Raw genomic sequence first — 22,069 nt, 5'->3', positions numbered from 1 at the left:
AAACTATAAAAAAGGTTAAAGGAGGAACGGTATGCCATTAACAGAGCGTGAAGAACAAATCTGGCAAGAAATAAAAAACTGGGAAGAAAACTTTTTTACATACGAACCTACAGATTTTGGCCGTACTTATGAAAAATGGGCAACGAGACAAATGGATATGCTGTCGGAAGAAATGCAGGAGACAATTGGAGAATACGTAGATTCTGTCCTGTTTCATATTCATGCGCTTATACAAAATTCTCAATTTCAGCTGGATATGAAACAACGACTTCTCTCCGAAGCCCGGGTTTTTAGGGAAGATATTTTTGAAATTGAAGATCTGAAAAAATGCTCCATTGATCAATTATCGTATATGGCTGATCAGCAAATTGCGCGCAACCGTTTATTATCCTTCTCACAGGGAGGGCTGGCAGGGACAGGCGGACTTCTTTTTTTAGGAACAGATTTCCCTGCAATGGTCGCTTTAGGAATTCGGTCTGTCCAATCGATCGCAATGCATTACGGCTATGATATCCAAAGACCGTCTGAAATGATGCGTTCCCTTAAAGTGTATCATGCAGCTACGATGCCGAAACGGTATCAGCAGGAAAAATGGGATGAGTTAATGGAAGAACTTCGTGAAGAAGAAGACCCTATTTTTTATGCAGGTAAAGACGTAATAGCAGACGTTTCCTGGATGTCTCATCCTATTCAACAAATCGTTAAGATGATGGCGATCATGCTTCTCAGAAAAAAGCTGACACAAGGTCTTCCGATATTCGGTATGGCATTAGGCGCTGTAATGAACTATCAGCAATCAAGGAAAATCACTGAAATCGCACATAAGTTTTATCAAAAAAGATATCTTTTTGAAAAATATAACGGATAGGTGTTTTTTATGAGTGTTCAAGAACATAAAGATTTAGCTCCAAAAATGGCTAGATGCATGATTGTAACCGTAAGCGATACAAGGAATGAAGAAACAGACAAAAGCGGTAGGCTCATCCATTCCTTTCTGTCTGTTCATAAGCATGATATTCAGGAATATAGAATTGTTAGTGATGATAAAGGCCAAATTCAAGAAGCTGTCCAGTTTGCCATAGATAAGGAAGATATTGATGTTGTCATATTTAATGGGGGAACTGGAATTGCCTTCAGGGATGTAACCATTGAATCCTTAACTTCATTTTTTGAAAAAGAAATCACTGGATTCGGTGAGCTTTTTCGTATGTTAAGTTACACAGAAGATATAGGTTCAGCGGCTATGTTAAGCCGTGCTGTCGCTGGCGTACATGGGAAAACGGCAATTTTTGCTCTTCCTGGATCGTCGGGAGCAGTAAAACTCGGTATGGAAAAGTTAATCTTGCCTGAACTTACGCATATCGTACAACAGCTTTATAAATAAAGGCTGTTTTCGCAAACTTTGTTGCTCTTGAAAGTAGTTGTTTCCGCTTCAGGATGCCTCGCTTTCCGCGGGGCGTACGGTGAGCCCCCTTGGCACAAGGAAGGATCCTATCAATGGTGTAATTGTGCTCCTGCGTCTACAAGCTAATCCATACCGAAGCGGGCTTCCTCGTCGCATGCCTTCCGAGAAGCATACTCAGGTGGTTGGCACGCACCTTACGCTAGAATCAACGTGTCAAAGAAGGGAATGGAACAAAATTACTTAAAAAACAACAATCTTTTAGAAAAGAGCCTAAATAAAAGAGGGTGCATCCGCATCCTCTTTTTTGATGTATGCTACCCGTGTATTTTCGATGTTACCTGCTGATTTAATCTGTACCATAGCCAGAGGTCATTAATGACTGCTGCCTGGCTAGCAATTCTTTCATTTAATTCACAGGACACCTTAAAGTTTTCTTCTACAGACAGCTGATCCTGAAGTTTATTTATTTGTTTTTCAATTTCTGCGATCCGGTCTGGAATTGCTCCTCTTATCTTCTCCCATCGCAGGAGGATAGTTGCTTGTTCATTTTTATCGTAAGCTTCCCATGACTTATATAATTTAGGTATGGAAATCCCGAGCTTTTCGTCCCAAACAAAATGGTTATCCATCCGATCATCACCTCTGCCTTCATTGTACAAAAGGTGCTGTTGTGAAGCCAGATAAATAAATCATTATTATTTTTATTCATTTTAAAGAATAACCTTGCAATTTCCTCCTTCTTTTTGTTATAGTATGAAATATCATAAATGGTATTTTTATAAACAATTATGCATAAAAATAAATAAAAAATACATTATTCGAACTTCAGGAGGAGAGATTTCATATGGGAAAAAAGGTAGTTTTGGCTTACTCTGGGGGACTTGATACATCGGTGGCTATTCCTTGGCTGGTAGAAAAGGGGTATGAAGTTATTGCATTATGCCTTGATGTTGGTGAAGGCAAGGACCTTCCTTTTATACAATCAAAAGCTTTATCAATTGGAGCTTCTGAATCCATCGTATTAGATGTACAAAAAGAATACGCAGAAGAATATGCATTAGTTGCTTTGCAGTCTCATGCATTATATGAAGGAAAATACCCGCTCATTTCTGCATTGAGCAGACCATTAATCGCCAAAAAATTAGTGGAAACAGCTAAAAAATATGGAGCTACAGCCGTTGCACATGGATGTACAGGAAAAGGAAACGACCAAGTTCGATTTGAGGTTTCCGTTGCAGCCCTGGCACCAGATCTAGAAGTACTAGCACCTGTTCGCGAGTGGAGCTGGTCACGTGAAGAAGAAATTCAATATGCAAAACAGCATGACATACCTGTTCCAATAAAAAAAGAAAATCCTTTTTCGATTGACCAAAATTTATGGGGAAGAAGCAATGAGTGCGGAATTTTAGAAGATCCATGGGCTGCACCGCCAGAGGAAGCGTATGAAATGACTGCTTCTTTGGAGAATACACCAAATGAGCCTCAGATCGTTGAAATCGGTTTTGAAAAAGGTGTCCCAGTTTCCCTTAACGGCAAGAGTCTTCCACTTGACACTCTTATTCATCTGCTTAATGAATGGGGAGGCGCTCATGGAGTTGGACGTATCGACCATGTTGAAAACCGCCTAGTAGGAATTAAATCACGTGAAGTATATGAATGTCCTGCTGCTACAACATTGATCAAGGCACATAAAGAACTGGAAGATTTGACGCTTGTTAAAGAAGTAGCCCATTTCAAACCGGTTATTGAAAAGAAAATGACAGAATTGATATATGATGGCCTTTGGTTCTCTCCACTGAATGCATCATTAAAAGCCTTTTTAGATGAAACACAAACACATGTGACGGGGACTGTACGTGTCAAATTCTTTAAAGGGCACGCGATTGTCGAAGGAAGAAAATCACCATTCTCCCTTTATGATGAAAAACTTGCAACTTATACATCTGATGACATGTTTGATCACGGTGCTGCTAAAGGATTTATCTCATTATGGGGACTTCCGACAAAAGTAAGCAGCATGGTTCAAAAAAATGAGGTGAAAATGTGAAAAAATTATGGGGAGGCCGTTTTTCAAAACAGCCGGAAGAATGGGTAGATGAATTTGGAGCTTCCATTTCTTTTGATAAACAATTGGCAAGCCAAGATATTAAGGGAAGCCTGGCCCATGCAAAAATGTTGTTTCAATCCGGTATTATTGAAGAAAGTGCTTATGAAAATATTAAAAGCGGCCTGCTGAAACTTGAATTACAGGAACAAGCTGGAGAGCTCGACTATTCAGTAAAATATGAAGATATACATTTAAATCTTGAAAAACTGCTCACTGATCAAATTGGTCCAGACGGCGGCAAGCTTCATACGGCACGAAGCAGGAATGACCAGGTAGCAACCGATTTTCATCTTTATGTAAAAGAAGAAACACAGTTGATCATGGATTATATTGATGAACTTCAAAAATCCTTGCTTAACCTGGCTGAGGAGCATGTTGAAACCATTATCCCTGGATATACACATCTTCAGCGTGCACAGCCTGTGTCTTTCGCTCACCATCTATTAGCATATTTTTGGATGCTTGACCGTGACAAAGAAAGGCTGCAGGACAGCTTAAAAAGAACAGATGTTATGCCGTTAGGAGCGGGTGCATTAGCAGGAACAACTTTTCCTATCGATCGAAATATAACAATGAATGAACTAGGGTTTTCAAAAAAGTATTTAAACAGTTTAGATGCTGTTAGCGACAGAGATTTTGCGATTGAATTCTGCAGCAATGCCTCTATGATCATGATGCATTTATCCCGGTTTTGTGAGGAACTGATCATCTGGTCTTCAGAAGAGTTTGGTTTTATCGAGATCAGTGACAGTTTCACAACTGGCAGCAGCATGATGCCGCAAAAGAAGAACCCAGATATGGCAGAGCTCATTCGAGGAAAAAGCGGAAGAGTCTATGGATCACTCCTTTCACTGCTTACATTAATGAAGGGACTTCCTCTTGCTTACAACAAAGATATGCAGGAAGACAAAGAACCTGTATTTGATGCTGTAAAAACAGTCAAAGGCTGCTTAAGCATAATGACAGGGATGATGAATGAAATAAAGATTAATGAAGAACGTATGAACAAAGCCGTTCATCAAGATTTTTCTAATGCAACAGAACTTGCAGACTATCTAGCTAAAAAAGGTATTCCTTTTAGAGAAGCGCATGAATTAGTAGGTCAGATGGTTCTTCAATGCATTCAAAAAGGATGCTATCTGCTAGATGTAAGTCTGGCTGAATATAAAGAATGGTGTCCAGCGGTTGCTGATGATCTATTTGACGCGCTGTCTCCAAAGACTGCAGTGGAAAAAAGAAACTCAGAAGGCGGTACTGGATTTCAAGCTGTACGTCAGCAGCTTGATGCCGCTAAATCTGCTGTATATATTTCCAATAATTAACCGCGATAACTTTCTTCTCAAGAAGGAAACTAAACATAAGTTTCATCTTAAAAGGAGGAAGTTAAATGGAAAAGGAAAAACGCCCGAATCAGCAGCTTGAGTATGATCAAGAAGGAGAAATGACTGTTCATCAGCAGATTACAGAAGCTTATCAAAGTGGAGTAGTCGATTTAGTTGATCAAGGTCAGGAACGTACAAAGTTAGATGAAGAAGAAAACCTCCAATAAGAATAAGAAAGGATGACTCGAAGTGAGTCACCTTTTTTTTGTTTTTAGGTTTGTTTTAGTTTTAAATATTACGAATATGAAAAAATGTGAGTAATTTTACACTTTATAGCACTTTGTTTACTAGGATGATATATCAAGAAAATCGTAATCCCACGTTATTTTCAATAATCCCACATTAATTTAAATAATCCCACAATAATTGGATTAATCCCACGTTAGTTAAAATATACACGATTTTCGACTCGATTCGACACACGCGTTCCCTCTTCAGTCACTTTCCATGAATGCTTCTTTTTTAATAGGGCACATTAAAACCTGTCTTGTTTATAGAATTAAATCTGCCTTTTTATTTTGGTTTTTTGGTGGTATGGTAACTATAGAAATGAAGAAAAAATTTCCATTCATTTTCAGGGAGGGACAGCAATGAAAATAGGTATACCGACTGAAATTAAAAATAACGAAAACCGGGTAGCCATGACGCCTGCTGGAGTATTAAACCTAGTGGCATCCGGTCATGAAGTATTTATACAAAGAGGTGCCGGCATCGGGTCGGGCTTCACAGATGAAGAATATGAAAGTGCAGGCGGAGTAATGGTAGAGACACCAACTCAAGCCTGGTCGATGGAAATGGTTATGAAAGTTAAAGAACCATTACCAGAAGAATACTGTTTTTTTCGTGAAGGTTTAATTTTATTTACTTATTTACATCTAGCTCCTGAACCGGAATTGACAAAAGCATTAACGGAAAATAAAGTAATCGGAATCGCCTATGAAACTGTTCAGCTTCCAAACGGAACGCTGCCGCTGTTAACCCCAATGAGTGAAGTCGCTGGAAGAATGGCAGCACAAATTGGAGCACAATTTCTAGAGAAGCCAAAAGGCGGTCTTGGGATTCTTTTAAGCGGCATCCCAGGTGTAAGGCGCAGTAAGGTAACCGTAATCGGCGGTGGAGTTGTAGGTACGAATGCAGCTAAAATCGCTATGGGACTTGGCGCAGATGTTACCATTATCGATTTGAACCCTGAACGGCTTCGTCAGCTCGATGATATCTTTGGTGTTGAAATCAATACACTTATATCAAACCCGCTAAACATAGCACTTGCTGTTCAAGAATCAGCTCTCGTGATAGGAGCGGTTCTTATTCCAGGAGCAAGAGCACCAAAACTGGTAACGGAAGAGATGATTAAAGGCATGCAGCCTGGATCGGTTATCGTTGATGTCGCTATAGATCAAGGCGGGATTTTTGAAACGGTTGACCGCATTACTACACATGATAATCCTACTTATGAAAAGCATGGAGTGCTGCATTATGCAGTTGCCAACATGCCAGGGGCAGTTCCGCGGACATCTACAATCGGTCTGACAAATGTTACGGTTCCTTATGCACTGCAGATTGCTAACAAGGGATACGTAAGAGCTTGTCTCGATAATGCAGCATTGTTAAAAGGGATAAACACACTCGATGGATTTGTCACTTATAAAGCTGTCGCAGAAGCACATCAATTAGATTATAAAGATGCAGGCTCTATACTCGCACATAAGCAATGAATCCAACTACTAAAAGTCCATTTCAGAAAAGAAGTACTTCTTCCTGGAATCGGACTTTTTTTATGTCCTATAATAGGGTATGAAAGGAAAGTAGGATGCAATAACGAATCCTATTATTTGAAGGAGGGAATATATTAAATGAAAGTAACGTATCACGGACATTCAGTACTTGAAATTCAAACGGGCGAACATTCTGTTTGGATAGACCCTTTTATCAATGGAAATGGTCAATGTAAGATCAAAGTAGAAGATGTAAAAGCGGATGTAATCCTTCTAACACATGGTCATAATGATCATGTTGGTGACACAGTTGAAATTGCGAAAAAAAACAACAGTTTGGTGGTAGCACCGTTTGAACTAGCAAACTATATCGGTTCATTAGGTGTTGAAGTTCATCCGATGCATATCGGAGGAAGCCGCAAATTTTCTTGGGGAAAAGTGAAATTCACACAAGCTTTTCATGGCTCTAGCTATGAAGAAGAGGATGGAAAAGTCGTTTACACCGGTATGCCGGCAGGAATCTTGTTTTCTGATAATAATAAAACAATCTATCACGCTGGGGACACTGCTCTCTTTTCAGATATGAAAATGATCGGAGAGCTGGAGAAACCTGATGCTGCTTTCCTGCCTATTGGTGATAATTTTACGATGGGACCAGAAGATGCCTTAATCGCTGCTAAATGGATCGGAGCTCCGATAACGATTCCTATTCATTATAATACGTTTCCTGTGATCCAACAGGATCCTGAAAGCTCATTTGCTGCAAAGCTTGGCACAAAAGGGAAAGCACTTCAAAGCGGTGAAAGCTTGAATATATAAATGATTCTAACCTCTCTTTCTATGCATACCAATGATAGTAAGGGAGGTTGTTTTACTTATGAGTCAGGAAAAAATAGCAAAGTTACTTATGCTTGTCGTTTTGATTTACGTGGGATTACCTGTTCTATCATTTGAAGAACTTACGATGAAAACCTTTTTTTCGATTGCCTGGACAGGATTTGCCGGGATGCTGTTCTTAAGTTTGCTGTTTAATAAAAATGAAGCCAGAAAAAGAACAGTTAAGAAGCAGGCTTTCTCTAATCAAAAGTCACGTAAAAGGGTGCACATGGAAAGTTGAGTTTCTGTTTCATTGCCTGTATAATCTGTATTAGTCAAACAACTGAAACAGATAGATACAGGTAAAAGGAACGGTGAATGTAATGCTAACAAAGCATGAACAAATATTGCAGCATATTATTGAGCTTGATGTTGGATCGAAAATCTCCGTTCGGCAAATCGCAAAAGATTTAACAGTTAGTGAAGGAACGGCATATCGAGCGATTAAAGAAGCTGAAAACCAAGGGATTGTCAGCACGATTGAACGTGTAGGAACCATCCGGATTGAACGGCAAGCTAAAAGCAATATTGAAAAATTAACATTTGCCGAAGTGGTTAATATTGTTGAAGGGCAAGTACTTGGAGGACGAGCTGGACTTCATAAAACCTTGCACAAATTTGTAATCGGTGCAATGAAACTTGAAGCGATGATGCGCTATGTTGATGCGGGAAGTTTATTGATTGTCGGTAACCGTGTCAATGCCCATGAGCTAGGATTGAAAGCCGGCAGCGCGATCTTGATCACCGGCGGATTTGACACAGTAGAAGAAGTGAAAAGACTTGCTGACGAATTGGAACTCCCGGTTATTTCTACGAGTTATGATACGTTTACTGTAGCGACAATGATAAATAAAGCGATTCATGACCGGTTAATTAAAAAAGATATCGTACTAGCTTCAGATATTCTAATTCCAATCGATGAAACGCACTATCTTTTTCAGCATGATAAGGTCGAGAGGTGGCACGAACTAAACCGTGAAACCATGCACAGCCGTTATCCAGTAGTGGATCAATCAAACCGGGTAACCGGAGTGGTTACATCTAAAGATATCATTGGGGTACCCGAGGAGATTACCATTGAAAAAGTTATGACTCGTTCGCCTCTAACTGTAACTGAGAAAACGTCAGTAGCAGCCTGTGCACATATGATGATCTGGGAAGGAATTGAGTTACTCCCTGTAACAGGTTCCTCCCATAAATTAATTGGTATTCTCACTCGTCAAGATGTGTTAAAAGCGATGCAGATGATGCAAAAACAGCCTCAAGTTGGGGCTACCTTCGATGATCTGATCACGACAGAATTAAAAGAACATAAGTCAGAAAATGAAATATCCTTCTCCTGTGAGATCACACCGCAGATGACGAATCATTTAGGAACCGTTTCATACGGTGTACTGATGACCCTCGTAACAGAAACAGCCCGCAAGGCTTTACGTAGAATTAAAAAAGGTGATCTTGTTGTTGAAAATGTAACGTTCTATTATATCAAGCCCGTTCAGATCGAGAGCGAGATACAATTCATTCCAAGAGTCTTAGAGGTAAGCAGGAAATTTGGAAAAGTAGATGTTGAGATATATCATGACGGTAAGATTGCAGGAAAGGCTATGATGATGGCTCAATTGATCGACCACCGTTCATAAACATAAAAAAAGTCCCCTTCGGAGGGACTTTTACTACTATCTTCAGTTTGTTTCTTTAGCTTCTTCTCGAGCAAGGGTTAAGAAATGCTTGTACATTTTCCAGCCCATTAATAATAGAACAATTCCGTACGCCAGGAAAATCAGAGCAACCCAAAGCTGTACACGTCCTTCGACGGCGGTTAACTCGTTTAATCCGAAGGAAGCCAAGAATGCTCCGAGTGCCATTTTTGCTTTTGTTCCTGTCCATTGTTTATAAAAAGGCTCTTTTGCACGTACTTCCCGAACTTTATAAAACACATACAGAGCAAAAGAAAGTATAATTAGGATAATAAAAATCGGCATTAAAAATTCCCCCAAGTAGTTACTCCATTATATTGTAAACGTTTAAAACAAGAATTGCCACAACAAGGTCTAAAAGGAGTTCATTATGAAAGAGGAAATTTTAAATCAAATCAAACGATCTGAACGAATCATAATTCACAGGCATGTAAGGCCAGATCCAGATGCTTTAGGTTCACAGGGCGGACTTGCAGCTATTATAAAAGCGAGTTTCCCAGAGAAGGAAGTCTTCTTAGTAGGCGAAGAGGATGAAAATCTTACCTTTTTGAACACGATGGATTCAATTGAAGATGATATATACAGTGGAGCATTGGTCATTATATGCGACACAGCAAACTCACCGAGAATTAGTGATTCGCGCTATTCTTTGGGTGATACAGTCATCAAGATTGATCATCACCCAAATGAGGATCCTTATGGTGATCTAGTATGGGTAGATACAACAGCTAGTTCCACCAGTGAAATGATTATGGACTTTTATCTTTTTGGTGCAGAAAAAGGGCTGAAATTGAATGCTCAAGCGGCGAGGCTTCTCTATTCGGGTATTATAGGTGACACAGGACGTTTCTTATTCTCCAATACAACGGAAAAGACACACAGGTATGCCGCCCTATTATTGAAAACAGGCTTTTCACCTTCAGAGATTCATGAAAATCTTTATAAGATTTCTGAAAAACTTGTAAGGTTAAATGGCTATGTACTTCAGCATTTTGTCATTTTAGATGAATGTGTAGGTTATATTCATCTCACAGAAGACACTTTGAAAACTTTTAATACGAATGCGAGTGAAGCGTCGCTTCTGGTTAATTCATTTTCACATGTTGAAGGATTATTAGCATGGGTTTTCTTTGTGGATGAACCAGATCAAATACGGGTCAGACTCCGTTCTAAAGGACCGGTTGTAAATAAGATCGCTGCCAAGTTTAATGGAGGTGGACACCCAAGAGCCTCTGGAGCCACTGTATATACAAAGGAAGATACTGAGGCTGTACTTTTAGAATTAAGAAAAGCATGTATCGAATATAAGACAAAATAAAAAGGCCTCATGGGGGGCCTTTTTACACTTTTGAAGAATTTTAAAAGTGTATTAATTTTTTTCAGGGATGAACCAAGAGCCAAGATCAGTAACATCTTCGTGAACTTTTAAGTTTAATTTTACAAGCTCTCTTTTAATTAAATCTGCTACTTCTTTCGTTTCTGCGAAAGCAGAGAAACCATTTTGTAATTCTTTAACCTTTTCACGTGCTAGTTCTTTTCGATTAATAATCATTTAGTTTCCCCCCATTATTCACTCTTTTGTTAATATTGTATACAAAGAATGGGGTAAATGCCATTCTGCTGCCCAAAGATTCATAAAAATGTAATATATAGCCCATTATTTATGCATAATCATTCAATCAGACGAGCAGAAACATAGATTCGGAGTACCCCAGTGTACAGATAAAGGTGGTCGATTTTAACTGCATACTTTTGATCATCATCTAGCTGAAAAGGTTTATTTTCAATAGCTTGTACGAGCAAAACATGGCTTTTAGCGATTGTCTCAGTATCTTCTCCTATTAAATGCTCAAGGTCATCCTCAACCGCTTTAGTTAAATGCAGTTTTGTGAGGTTAGATAATTTATCTGATGAGGTGTTTGAAAAACGGGCATTAATTTCATGCAGTTTAAACTTTTTGGCTAGTTCTTCGTTTGCTCTTTTATCATCAGAAGTCAGAATTTCATTTTTCTTCTCAAGATCTATAATAATAGAATTCTTTTCTTTCAATTTATTTACAAGACGTTCATGTGCTAACCCGCCCTGAAATAGGAAAAATGCCCAGCCGATGATAAAACCGATTGCGACTCCTGCAAAAAAACGCTGGTAGCCTTTTCGTTGATATAGCGGCGGAATCCTCATTAGTTCATATGCTCCTGGCTGAGCCATTGAATTAATATAATAGCCGTATTAGCACCTGCGATTGCAACAAAGATATAAGTTAGTTGTTTGAAAATCTCAAACGTAGCTCCATTTTCAAAACTTCTTTCAAAGTTTGAGATGGTATCAAATGTACCTCCGATTGCTGCAACGATTGCCCAGATTTTAAGCTTTTTAGCCAGTTCCATCATTTCGAGAATAGGGGCTTTTCCAACAAGAAATGCTGCGAGTCCGCCAATTAGTGCTCCTCCTAGAAGCACACCGAATGCAATTGCAAAATCCAGAATTATGTTTGCAAAAAAATCGCGTACCATGAGAACCCTCCTCTATTATTCAATGTATGGACAACAAAAGAAGAGTATGCTCGTTTTACCGATAAAGAGTTAACGGGACATGGGTTAACCTGTTTCATTAACATGTTCTGACTTCTGTACTATAATGGAGTTGGAAATAGGTGCAAAAAAGGAAGTGAAGATATGGGATTTGTTCCTCTGCATATACATAGCGAGTATTCTCTTCTCGAAAGCTCTTGTCGTATAGATGCACTTGTAGCACAGGCTTCTGCATTTGGTTTTTCAGCATTGGCCTTAACAGATAAAGCCAATATGTACGGTGCGCTGAAATTTTATACAGCCTGCAAGAAAGCGGGAATAAAACCAATTTTAGGTCTGGAAGCAGATATTGTTGAACAGGATCTGCAAGGTGATCCACAAAGAAATCAATGGAGTAAAATCCTTTTATATGCACAAAACATAGAGGGCTATAAGAATTTATTGAAGCTTTCAACCTTGATGCAAACGAAGCGGGATGGTGATATCACTCCCATTACATATGAGGAATTATCACAACACTCAAAAGGTTTGGTTGCACTATCTTCAGGTCCGGAAGGGGTTATTCAGGAGCATCTTGCAAATGAAGCAAGGAACAATGCATCTTTGAAAAAAAAGCTTCAGAATTATCTGCAATTGTTTCCCGACCGTTTTTTTCTGGGTCTCGAAGATCATGGGACAGGTCTGGATAAAACGATTAATCTTCAACTGCAATCCCTCTCCAGAGAGTTTCATATTCCACTCCTTTGTGCACATGAAACGTATTATCTGAAAGCAGAGGATGCAAATGCACATGATATTCTAATATGCATTAAGCAAGGAGAGAAACTGAATAATACTGACCGTTATAAACTGCCGACTGGAGAGTATTATTTTAAATCTCAAAGTGAAATGGAAAACTTGTTTTCTTCTGAGGAATTAGCAGAAACAAAAAGGCTTGCTGACATGTGCAGTCTTGAGATTAAATTAGGAGAAATCGCTCTACCAAAATATCCTGTTCCTAATGGCAGAGATAGTTTTGAATACTTGAAGGAGCTATGCCATGCAGGGGTTGAAAATAGATATCAGACGATAACTACTAAAATTGAAAAACGTCTTCAATATGAACTTGAAATTATACAGAGCATGAAATTTGAAGACTATTTTCTAATCGTGTGGGACTTTATGAAATATGCACATGACGTAAAAATGATTACAGGACCTGGAAGGGGGTCTGCTGCGGGATCATTAGTCGCTTATGTGCTCGAGATTACAAATGTAGATCCTATTCGCCATAATCTTATTTTTGAACGTTTTCTTAATCCGGAACGTATTACAATGCCGGATATTGATATAGATTTTCCAGATAATAGGCGCGATGAAGTTTTAAGATATGTAGCAAAAAAATATGGGACAGACAATGTGGCTCAAATAATTACATTTGGAACACTTGCTGCAAGAGCTGCTGTAAGAGATGCGGGAAGAGTAATGGATTTCTCTCCTTCGCTTATTGATCAAACGGCAAAAAACATTCCCTCAAGACCAGGGATTTCTTTAACAAATGCATTGAAAGAATCGCCTGGCTTGCAGCAGGCATTCAATTCAGACCCAAGTGTTAAAAAGCTGATTGAAATTGCGATGACGCTTGAAGGGCTTCCGAGGCATGCTTCTACACATGCAGCAGGTGTTGTCCTTTCTGGTGCTCCACTTGTTAATACGGTACCCCTGCAATCAGGGCATGATGGAATTCCTCTTACACAATATAGTATGGAATGGCTGGAAGCTGCTGGTCTTTTGAAGATGGATTTTCTTGGTCTGCGCAATCTTTCATTAATTGAAAATATTTTGCTTTCCATTGAAAAAAATGAACATATCAGGATCGAACTTAATGAGATTCCATTCACTGACCCAAAGACTTTTCAGCTTCTTTCGCAAGGGGATACAACTGGTGTTTTCCAGTTAGAGTCAGATGGGATGAGAAAAGTTCTGCAGCAGCTAAAGCCTACTGAGTTTGAAGACATTGTTGCTGTTAATGCACTTTACAGACCTGGTCCGATGCAGAATATTCCTGATTATATCGCAGGAAAAAACGGACAAAAAAAGGTTGAGTACATGCACCCTGATCTTGAGCCCATCTTAAAAAGTACTTACGGAGTTATTGTATATCAGGAACAGATCATGCAGATCGCTACAAAAGCAGCAGGCTTTACACTCGGTGAGGCAGATTTGTTAAGGAGAGCAGTTGGAAAGAAAAAACGGGAAATTTTGATGAGAGAACGCGAACATTTTGTTGCAGGCTGCTTAAAACAAGGCTATGATGAAAAGTCTGCAGATGCTCTATATGATCTGATCGTCCGGTTTGCTGATTATGGGTTTCCAAGAAGCCATGCTGTAGCATATAGCGTTATTGCCTATCAGCTCGCCTTTTTAAAAGCAAATTATCCTATTCATTTTATGGCTGCATTACTTTCAAGTGTTATTGGCAATCATGATAAAGTAAACCAGTATATTAAAGAGTCTAAGCAAAAAGGAATTCACATTTTTTCTCCATCAATTAAAAAAAGCACTCCCATATTTACACCAGAACAATCTGGAATACGCTTTGGGCTGCTGGCAGTAAAAAATGTCGGTCTGAATGCCATCAGGACGTTAATGGAAGAAAACAAAAAAGAGCCGTTTCAGGATTTATTTGAAATATGTGCCCGGTGTCCGCAAAAAGCAGTGAACAAACGAACACTTGAATCGCTGATCTTTGCAGGTGCTTTAGATGATTTAGGTGAAGACAGAGCCGTTTTGTTAGCCTCACTTGAAACTGCTATAGAATATGGTGAAGAGTTTCAGGAGATATCAAGAAAAAATCAGATGTATTTATTTGATGACGATATTAACCTTCCTAAGCCATCTTACGTAAGTGTCCAGCCGTTTCAAGATAGCGAGAAACTGAAATTTGAAAAAGAATCATTAGGATTTTTCTTTTCATCTCATCCTTTGGAAAGGTTCCGTTCTGTGCTTAAAAGCTGGGCGGCAGCAAACATAGCAGGAATAAAAGGGAAAGATTCGTCTATACGCCTTGGCGTTTTAATAGATAAAGTGCGTGTCATAAAAACGAAAAAAGGAGAACTTATGGCCTTTCTTTCGATAAGTGATGAAACAGGTGAGACAGAAGCTGTAGTTTTTCCAAAAGTGTACGAGCAATATCATGGACTTCTGCAAAAAGGGCAGCAATTGTTCTTGGAAGGAAGTGTTGAACAGCGTAATGATGCTTTGCAGGTTTTAATTAATAAAGTAAAGCCATTACAAGAACTTAAATTAAAAGACCAATCAGCTGTATTTATCAAAATTGATAAACAGCACCGTTCACCTGAACATTTGAATGCGATCAAGACAATATTAGATTCATCCAAAGGAACCGTTCCTGTTGTATTGATTTATGAAGAAACAAGACAAAAAGTACAGATTTTCCAAAAAATAGAGGCAACAGAAGACTTGCTCTTGGAACTTCAATCTATTACAGGTGAAGGGAATGTCGTTTTTAAAAGAAATTAATAACTTTACAGCTTGTTTACATTTGATATAATGAATGAGTCAATAACAGTGGTCTGACCACCTCCTAATTTGACTCATCAATCTTAAATATAAAAACATTAGGAGATGAAATGATGTCTACTTTACGAGAAGAAGCACTACACATGCACAGAACTCATCAAGGAAAACTGGAATCAAAATCTAAGGTGCCAGTACGAAATGCTAAGGACCTAAGCCTTGCTTATTCTCCTGGTGTTGCAGAACCATGTAAGGATATTTATGATGACAAATCGAAAGTTTATGATTATACGATGAAAGGTAATACTGTAGCTGTTGTCTCCGATGGAACAGCGGTATTAGGTCTAGGTAATATTGGGCCAGAAGCAGCACTTCCTGTTATGGAAGGTAAAGCTGTATTGTTTAAAAGTTTCGCAGGTGTTGACGCTTTTCCAATCTGTTTAAACACTACGGATGTGGATAAGATTGTTGAAACAGTTAAACTTCTTGAACCGACATTTGGCGGTGTTAACTTAGAAGATATCGCCGCACCTAATTGTTTCGTAGTTGAAGAACGTTTGAAAAAAGAAACGAACATTCCGATCTTTCATGACGATCAGCATGGAACAGCTATTGTGACCCTGGCTGGACTTGTGAATGCTTTGAAGTTAACTGGACGTGAAATGTCTAAGATTAAAGTTGTCGTAAATGGTGCGGGTGCTGCCGGTATTGCAATTATTAAATTGTTAGACCGCTTCGGGGTAAAAGATATCATCATGTGTGACACGAAAGGTGCTATATATGAAGGCCGTCCATTTGGCATGAATTCGGTAAAAACAGAAGTAGCCTCTTTTACAAACCGCACAAAACAAGAGGGTACTCTTGCTGATGTTATCAGTGGTACTGATGTTTTTGTTGGTGTTTCTGTAGAAGGAGCTCTAACAAAAGCGATGGTCGAATCTATGAATTCAGAGCCTATCATTTTTGCTATGGCTAACCCTAACCCTGAGATCATGCCTCATGAAGCACGTGAAGCAGGAGCAATGGTCATTGGTACAGGGCGTTCAGATTTTCCTAACCAAGTAAATAACGTATTGGCTTTCCCGGGAATTTTCCGTGGAGCATTAGATGTAAGAGCAACACATATTAACGAAGAAATGAAGATTGCAGCTGTTCATGCGATTGCAAGTCTAGTAAATCCAATGGAATTAAGTGCAGAATATGTTATTCCTGCGCCGTTTGATCCAAGAGTGGCTCCAGCGGTTGCTGCGGCTGTAGCCACTGCCGCTATGGAAACTGGAGTAGCTAGAATCCGTATGAATCCAGCAGACATCGCTGAAAAGACAAAGAGACTTGCCATCATCGGAAAAGATGAATGAAACCGGTAAAGGAGAGAGGAATGTCTGTCCAGCCTACCGAAAAAGTATATGTTGAAATTTTAAAAAAAATAAAAGCAATAATTGTAGAAGATCGCCTTCAGGCAGGTGACAAACTTCCATCAGAGCGGGAACTCAGTGACCGCTTAAATGCTGGAAGGTCATCTGTGCGGGAGGCGTTAAGAGCTCTTGAATTGCTTGGTTTAATTGAAACGAGACGGGGAGAGGGTACTTTCATACGCGAGGCAACAGGTCACAGGCTGGTAGAAGTGCTCGCTTCTTTTATCCTTAATGATGAAAAAGCCCGGCAGGATTTGCAAGAAACACGTTACATCGTGATTAAAGACTGTGTAGAGCTTATAGTAATGAGAGTCACCCCCTTAGAGTTAAACCACTTGAAAAAGTTAATACAGCAATTTGAGCAAAGCTCTAAAGAAAAAGTAAATGAAATCTGTAGAAGATTCGAAAAAAATGTCATTCAGTCGTGCGGCAATCATCTTCTTTATCGTTTATATGTAGAATTAACGGGTTATGGGTCATCGTTACAACGGAAAGACTCGAATTGGTCTCCAGAAATGTGCATAGAAGTTTTAACACTTCTAAAAGATAAAGATGCACAGAAGCTAACGGATTTGTTATCAAAACAAAACGATGCCCTAAACGCAATCGAATAGGTGGTGTTATTCATTCATGATTAAAGGATTGTTCGTAAAAAAGAAAAAATATGCCACAATACCTACTGGTAAAGTAAAGCAGGATGTACCTGAAGGAATTATGACAAAATGCCCTGAATGCAAACACATTATGGTAACGAAAGAGCTAAGAAAAAATCTGCTTGTTTGCCAAGGCTGTCAGTATCATTATTCAATGTCTTCGCAAGAAAGAATTGCGAGTTTGATCGATGAGGGTACCTTTTCTGAATACGACGCAAATATGATCTCAGAAAATCCATTGGAATTTCCTGATTATTTGGAAAAACTTGAGAGTGACCGTAAGAAAACAAAAATAAACGAAGCTGTAGTGACCGGTAAAGGCCAAATTAACGGTATGGATGTCACACTTGCAGTAATGGATTCTCGTTTTCGAATGGGAAGCATGGGATCGGTGGTAGGAGAAAAAATTACCCGTGCTATTGAGAAAGCTATCGAGAATCAAACACCTTTCATCATTTTTACTGCATCAGGCGGTGCACGGATGCAAGAAGGTGTTCTTAGTCTTATGCAGATGGCCAAGACGAGCGTGGCTCTAAAAAGGCTGAGTGATAAAGGGTTATTGTTCATTTCAGTTATGACACATCCTACTACTGGCGGAGTTTCGGCTAGCTTTGCTTCAGTAGGTGATTATAATTTTGCTGAACCAAGAGCACTGATCGGTTTTGCAGGAAGAAGAATAATCGAACAAACAATCCGCCAGGAGCTTCCTGAAGATTTTCAGACAGCAGAATTCTTATTGAAACATGGTCAGCTAGACGGTGTAATTCACCGCAGCGACATGAAGAAAACGCTCGGTACATTATTAAAGATCCATACAGAAGGGAGGCTTAAGCATGGCGGCAGAACTCGAATTTGAAAAGCCGATTCACGAGCTCGAGAAAAAAATAGCGGAATTAAAGTCTTTTATGGATGAGAAAGATATTGATCTTACAGATGAAATTAAAAGACTTGAAGAGAAGCTTTCAAGATTGGAAAACAGCACGTATTCTGAAATGAAACCATGGGATCGTGTTCAAATCGCCAGACATGCTGAACGTCCTACAACCCTTGATTATATAAACTACCTGTTTACGGATTTCATTGAATTGCACGGAGACCGTCTTTTTGGCGATGATGAAGCGATCGTAGGAGGAGTCGCTTTTTATAAAGACCTTCCAGTTACCGTTATCGGCCACCAAAGAGGGAAAGATACGAAGGAAAACCTGCGCCGTAACTTTGGTATGCCTCATCCAGAAGGATACAGAAAAGCTTTACGATTAATGAAGCAAGCTGAGAAGTTTAATAGACCTATCATTTGTTTTATTGATACAAAGGGAGCATTCCCAGGAAAAGCTGCAGAAGAAAGAGGGCAAAGCGAAGCGATTGCCCGCAATCTGGTAGAGATGGCAGGATTAACCGTTCCTGTTATTTGTGTTGTAATAGGAGAAGGCGGAAGCGGCGGCGCTCTAGCATTGGGTGTAGGTAATTATGTACACATGCTGGAGAATTCCACTTATTCGGTTATTTCTCCAGAAGGTGCAGCTGCTATTCTCTGGAAAGATGCATCTCTTGCTAAAAAGGCTGCAGAATCTATGAGAATTACAGCACCTGATTTGAAGGAACTAGGAATTATAGATGAGATTATTGAAGAAGTAAAAGGTGGAGCGCATAAAGATGCAAAACGCCAAGCTGAACTTATGGATGAAGTTTTAGAAACTTCTTTAGATGCTTTACTGTCAATGTCTCAAGAAGAGCTCATTAATCAGCGTTATGAAAAATATAAAAAAATCGGACAATTTGGGTTTGTAAACGATTCCATTGTTGTTAAATAGGGAATGTGCCTTTCCGCCATAGGAAAGGCGCATTTTTTTGCCTATTGTTGTCTATTGTGTTCAACATTTGAACATGATATTTTAATAAGACGAGAGAACTAGAGAGGTGAAATGTTTCATGAAACGGATAGGAGTTCTAACAAGTGGAGGCGACTCTCCTGGTATGAATGCTGCGATTCGTGCAGTTGTTCGAAAAGGGATCTACCACGAATTAGAAGTTTATGGGATATACAATGGTTATGCAGGACTGATCTCAGGGAATATAAAGAAACTGGAGCTAGGTTCTGTTGGAGATATTATTCATCGAGGCGGAACAATGCTTCATTCTGCCCGCTGCCTGGAGTTTAAAACCCCGGAAGGCCAGCAAAAAGGTATTGAGCAGTTAAAGAGATTTGGAATTGAAGGATTAGTTGTAATTGGTGGAGACGGATCCTTCCAAGGCGCAAAGAAATTATCTGAACAAGGATACCCTACAATCGGGGTACCTGGAACGATCGATAATGACATTCCTGGAACTGATTTCACAATTGGTTTTGACACAGCATTGAATACAATTATCGATGCGATTGATAAGATCCGCGATACGGCTACTTCTCATGAACGCACTTATATCATTGAAGTGATGGGACGCGATGCAGGAGACCTTGCTCTTTGGGCAGGACTGGCTGATGGAGCTGAGACCATTCTCATTCCAGAAGCAGAACATAAAATGGAACAAGTTGTTCAAAAGCTTCAAAGAGGACACGAACGCGGTAAGAAGCATAGTATTATTATCGTTGCTGAAGGCTGTGGAAGTGGTGTAGATGTTGCCAAGGAAATCGAATCTCTTACAGGATTTGAAACTAGAGTTACCGTTCTGGGACATATCCAGCGCGGAGGTTCCCCAACTGCATTTGACCGTGTCTTAGCGAGCCGTTTAGGGGCTCAAGCCGTTGAGCTGCTTTTACAAGGAAAAGCTGGACGAACTGTAGGTATTGAAAATAACAAACTTGTGGATTATGACATTACAGAGGTTTTATCTAGAAAACATTCGATAGATAAAGATATGTACAGATTATCTCAGGAATTATCCATATAAACCGCTTAATGCATCGTATGGCTGCAGTCTTGCTTCAGTCCGTACGATGCCTTCTTGCGAATATGAAAATCAGGAGGCCATTTACATGATGCGCAAAACAAAAATCGTTTGTACAATAGGTCCTGCAAGCGAAAGCATTGATAAATTAAAAGAATTGATGAATGCCGGGATGAACGTTTCCCGTCTAAATTTCTCACACGGTGATTTTGATGAGCATGGACAGCGAATCAAAAATATACGAGAAGCTTCTAAAGAACTCGGAAGAACGGTTGCTATTCTCTTGGATACAAAAGGTCCTGAAATCCGTACTCAAACCCTTGAAGGCGGCGTAGCTGAACTTGTAGCAGGAAATGAATTGATCATTTCCATGGAAGAAGTAGTTGGTAACGATAAAAAGATTTCAGTTACATATCCCGGACTTGTTGAGGATGTGGAAGTAGGTTCAAAAATCCTGCTTGATGACGGTCTCATTGAACTAGAGGTTGTTGAAATCAAAAGCAACGAATTAATTACTAAAATTTTAAATTCAGGAACGTTAAAGAACAAAAAAGGTGTTAACGTACCAAACGTAAGTGTGAAGCTTCCGGGAATCACAGATAAAGATGCAAAAGATATCGAGTTTGGAATTCAGCAAGGTGTTGATTTTATCGCAGCATCTTTTGTACGCCGTGCGACAGATGTGCTTGAAATCCGTGAAATTTTGGACCGAAACCAGGCAAACCATATTCAAATCATCCCTAAGATTGAGAACCAGGAAGGTGTCGATAACATCGATGAAATCCTTGCTGTATCTGACGGCTTAATGGTAGCTCGCGGTGACTTGGGTGTGGAAATCCCAGCTGAAGAAGTACCTCTTGTTCAAAAAATGTTGATTAAGAAATGCAACGAGCTTGGGAAACCAGTTATTACAGCAACACAAATGTTAGATTCCATGCAGCGCAATCCACGTCCTACACGTGCGGAAGCGAGTGACGTTGCCAACGCAATCTTCGACGGAACTGACGCAATCATGCTATCTGGTGAAACAGCTGCAGGTAACTATCCTGTAGAAGCAGTTTTAACTATGCATAAAATTGCAAGCCGTGCTGAGAGCTCCCTTAATTATAAAAATCTTTTATCATCAAAGAGCAAGGAAAGTAAGACGACCATTACAGATGCAATTTCACAGTCTGTTTCCTTTACTGCTTTAAACCTCGATGCAGATGCAGTGATCACGGCGACTGAAAAAGGCCAAACGGCTCGTATGATTTCAAAGTATCGTCCGAAAGCACCGATCATTGCTGTTACTAGCAATGAAGATGTTTGCCGCAAGCTTGCACTGGTTTGGGGAGTTACACCAGTCTTGGGTGAAAAAGCAAAGACAACTGATGAAATGTTCCAAGTGGCAATTGATTCTGCCCTAAAAGCAGATGCTGTTCACCATGGCAATCTAGTTGTTATTACTGCAGGAGTTCCAGTTGGTGAATCAGGTTCAACCAACTTAATGAAAGTTCATATCATTGGTGATGTACTTGCTAAAGCTCAAGGCATTGGACAATCATCTGCTTCAGGTAGAGTTATTGTGGCTAAAACAGCGCAAGAAGCTATGGAGAAGATGATAGAAGGTGCCATCCTAGTAACGGTTGGCACAGACCGTGATATGATGCCTGCATTTGAAAAAGCTGCTGCTGTAATAACAGAAGAAGGCGGTCTAACGAGCCATGCTGCTGTTTGCGGTGTATCTTTAAGCATACCGGTAATTGTCGGTCTTCAGAATGCAACAGACATCTTTACAGACGGACAGGAAATTACAATTGATGCATCAGTTGGATACATTTATGATGGAAGAAAAAATGTAATCTAATAAATGAAAAAGAGAAGGGGACGAAACCTTCTCTTTT

Annotated in this window: 22 protein-coding genes; 17 read left to right on the top strand and 5 right to left on the bottom strand. The window is 39.6% G+C overall.

Going from position 1 to position 22,069, the window contains the following annotated elements; all coding sequences use genetic code 11:
- Positions 1–31: 31 nt before the first annotated feature.
- Together M3196_RS05020 and M3196_RS05015 are read left to right on the top strand one after the other, a co-directional pair.
- On the top strand, positions 32–868 hold the full coding sequence (locus tag M3196_RS05020) for an EcsC family protein (protein ID WP_251321124.1): 837 nt from the start codon (positions 32–34) through the stop codon (positions 866–868).
- A gap of 9 nt (positions 869–877) precedes the next feature.
- Positions 878–1,384, top strand: a complete 507-nt coding sequence (locus M3196_RS05015; protein ID WP_251321123.1) for a MogA/MoaB family molybdenum cofactor biosynthesis protein — start codon at positions 878–880, stop codon at positions 1,382–1,384.
- Between the two features lie 335 nt (positions 1,385–1,719).
- Here the strand turns inward: M3196_RS05015 and M3196_RS05010 are convergent, their stop codons facing one another.
- Positions 1,720–2,034 (bottom strand): hypothetical protein, encoded by a 315-nt coding sequence (locus M3196_RS05010; protein WP_251321122.1) that lies wholly within the window; start codon positions 2,032–2,034, stop codon positions 1,720–1,722.
- A 215-nt stretch (positions 2,035–2,249) separates the two neighbouring features.
- On the opposite strand from M3196_RS05010, the gene M3196_RS05005 reads away from it, so the two are divergent.
- The 7 genes from M3196_RS05005 (at position 2,250) to M3196_RS04975 (ending at position 9,125) form a co-directional block, all read left to right on the top strand.
- A complete protein-coding gene (locus tag M3196_RS05005) occupies positions 2,250–3,452 on the top strand; it encodes an argininosuccinate synthase (protein ID WP_251321121.1) in 1,203 nt (400 codons plus the stop codon).
- Positions 3,449–4,834, top strand: a complete 1,386-nt coding sequence (gene argH / locus M3196_RS05000) for an argininosuccinate lyase (protein WP_251321120.1) — start codon at positions 3,449–3,451, stop codon at positions 4,832–4,834. Before M3196_RS05005 ends, argH begins: the two co-directional genes overlap by 4 nt.
- 65 nt (positions 4,835–4,899) lie before the next feature.
- Complete coding sequence (locus tag M3196_RS04995) at positions 4,900–5,061, top strand: hypothetical protein (RefSeq protein ID WP_251321119.1); 162 nt, start codon at positions 4,900–4,902, stop codon at positions 5,059–5,061.
- A 423-nt stretch (positions 5,062–5,484) separates the two neighbouring features.
- Positions 5,485–6,609, top strand: a complete 1,125-nt coding sequence (ald, locus tag M3196_RS04990; protein WP_251321118.1) for an alanine dehydrogenase — start codon at positions 5,485–5,487, stop codon at positions 6,607–6,609.
- Between the two features lie 138 nt (positions 6,610–6,747).
- On the top strand, positions 6,748–7,428 hold the full coding sequence (locus M3196_RS04985) for a metal-dependent hydrolase (protein ID WP_251321117.1): 681 nt from the start codon (positions 6,748–6,750) through the stop codon (positions 7,426–7,428).
- Positions 7,429–7,486: 58 nt separating this feature from the next.
- The gene (locus M3196_RS04980) at positions 7,487–7,726 is read left to right on the top strand and encodes a hypothetical protein (RefSeq protein WP_251321116.1); all 240 of its coding nucleotides are present in this window, start codon (positions 7,487–7,489) and stop codon (positions 7,724–7,726) included.
- A gap of 82 nt (positions 7,727–7,808) precedes the next feature.
- Entirely contained in the window at positions 7,809–9,125 is a 1,317-nt protein-coding gene (locus tag M3196_RS04975) for a DRTGG domain-containing protein (protein ID WP_251321730.1), read from the top strand.
- A 42-nt stretch (positions 9,126–9,167) separates the two neighbouring features.
- Here M3196_RS04975 and M3196_RS04970 read toward each other — a convergent pair whose 3' ends face one another.
- On the bottom strand, positions 9,168–9,467 hold the full coding sequence (locus tag M3196_RS04970) for a YtpI family protein (RefSeq protein ID WP_251321115.1): 300 nt from the start codon (positions 9,465–9,467) through the stop codon (positions 9,168–9,170).
- 85 nt (positions 9,468–9,552) lie between these two features.
- On the opposite strand from M3196_RS04970, the gene M3196_RS04965 reads away from it, so the two are divergent.
- Complete coding sequence (locus M3196_RS04965; protein WP_251321114.1) at positions 9,553–10,500, top strand: DHH family phosphoesterase; 948 nt, start codon at positions 9,553–9,555, stop codon at positions 10,498–10,500.
- A 51-nt stretch (positions 10,501–10,551) separates the two neighbouring features.
- On the opposite strand, the gene M3196_RS04960 is transcribed toward M3196_RS04965, so the two are convergent.
- The 3 genes from M3196_RS04960 to M3196_RS04950 all read right to left on the bottom strand — a co-directional run bounded on the left by M3196_RS04960 (position 10,552) and on the right by M3196_RS04950 (position 11,695).
- Entirely contained in the window at positions 10,552–10,734 is a 183-nt protein-coding gene (locus M3196_RS04960) for a hypothetical protein (protein WP_251321113.1), read from the bottom strand.
- A 119-nt stretch (positions 10,735–10,853) separates the two neighbouring features.
- Entirely contained in the window at positions 10,854–11,363 is a 510-nt protein-coding gene (gene ytrI, locus M3196_RS04955; RefSeq protein ID WP_251321112.1) for a sporulation membrane protein YtrI, read from the bottom strand.
- Entirely contained in the window at positions 11,363–11,695 is a 333-nt protein-coding gene (locus M3196_RS04950) for a YtrH family sporulation protein (RefSeq protein WP_251321111.1), read from the bottom strand. Before M3196_RS04950 ends, ytrI begins: the two co-directional genes overlap by 1 nt.
- A 162-nt stretch (positions 11,696–11,857) precedes the next feature.
- Here M3196_RS04950 and dnaE point away from each other — a divergent pair, with 162 nt between their 5' ends.
- The 7 genes from dnaE to pyk all read left to right on the top strand — a co-directional run bounded on the left by dnaE (position 11,858) and on the right by pyk (position 22,032).
- Positions 11,858–15,235 (top strand): DNA polymerase III subunit alpha, encoded by a 3,378-nt coding sequence (gene dnaE, locus M3196_RS04945; RefSeq protein WP_251321110.1) that lies wholly within the window; start codon positions 11,858–11,860, stop codon positions 15,233–15,235.
- A 113-nt stretch (positions 15,236–15,348) separates the two neighbouring features.
- Positions 15,349–16,590: an NAD(P)-dependent malic enzyme gene (locus M3196_RS04940; RefSeq protein ID WP_251321109.1), complete on the top strand. Its 1,242-nt coding sequence runs from the start codon at positions 15,349–15,351 to the stop codon at positions 16,588–16,590.
- Positions 16,591–16,610: 20 nt separating this feature from the next.
- The gene (locus tag M3196_RS04935) at positions 16,611–17,261 is read left to right on the top strand and encodes a FadR/GntR family transcriptional regulator (protein WP_251321108.1); all 651 of its coding nucleotides are present in this window, start codon (positions 16,611–16,613) and stop codon (positions 17,259–17,261) included.
- A 16-nt stretch (positions 17,262–17,277) separates the two neighbouring features.
- Positions 17,278–18,156: an acetyl-CoA carboxylase, carboxyltransferase subunit beta gene (gene accD / locus M3196_RS04930; RefSeq protein ID WP_251321107.1), complete on the top strand. Its 879-nt coding sequence runs from the start codon at positions 17,278–17,280 to the stop codon at positions 18,154–18,156.
- Positions 18,134–19,111, top strand: a complete 978-nt coding sequence (gene accA / locus M3196_RS04925) for an acetyl-CoA carboxylase carboxyl transferase subunit alpha (protein WP_251321106.1) — start codon at positions 18,134–18,136, stop codon at positions 19,109–19,111. The genes accD and accA overlap by 23 nt, the downstream gene beginning before the upstream one ends.
- 118 nt (positions 19,112–19,229) lie before the next feature.
- Complete coding sequence (pfkA, locus tag M3196_RS04920; protein WP_251321105.1) at positions 19,230–20,189, top strand: 6-phosphofructokinase; 960 nt, start codon at positions 19,230–19,232, stop codon at positions 20,187–20,189.
- An 88-nt stretch (positions 20,190–20,277) separates the two neighbouring features.
- On the top strand, positions 20,278–22,032 hold the full coding sequence (gene pyk, locus M3196_RS04915; RefSeq protein ID WP_251321729.1) for a pyruvate kinase: 1,755 nt from the start codon (positions 20,278–20,280) through the stop codon (positions 22,030–22,032).
- Positions 22,033–22,069 lie beyond the last annotated feature (37 nt).

Origin of the sequence: Fictibacillus nanhaiensis, assembly GCF_023715445.1 — a bacterium.
Classification (GTDB): Bacteria; Bacillota; Bacilli; order Bacillales; family Fictibacillaceae; genus Fictibacillus; species Fictibacillus nanhaiensis_D.
Note: the sequence above shows the minus strand (reverse complement) of the source record. Positions and strands in the feature narration are given on the sequence as shown.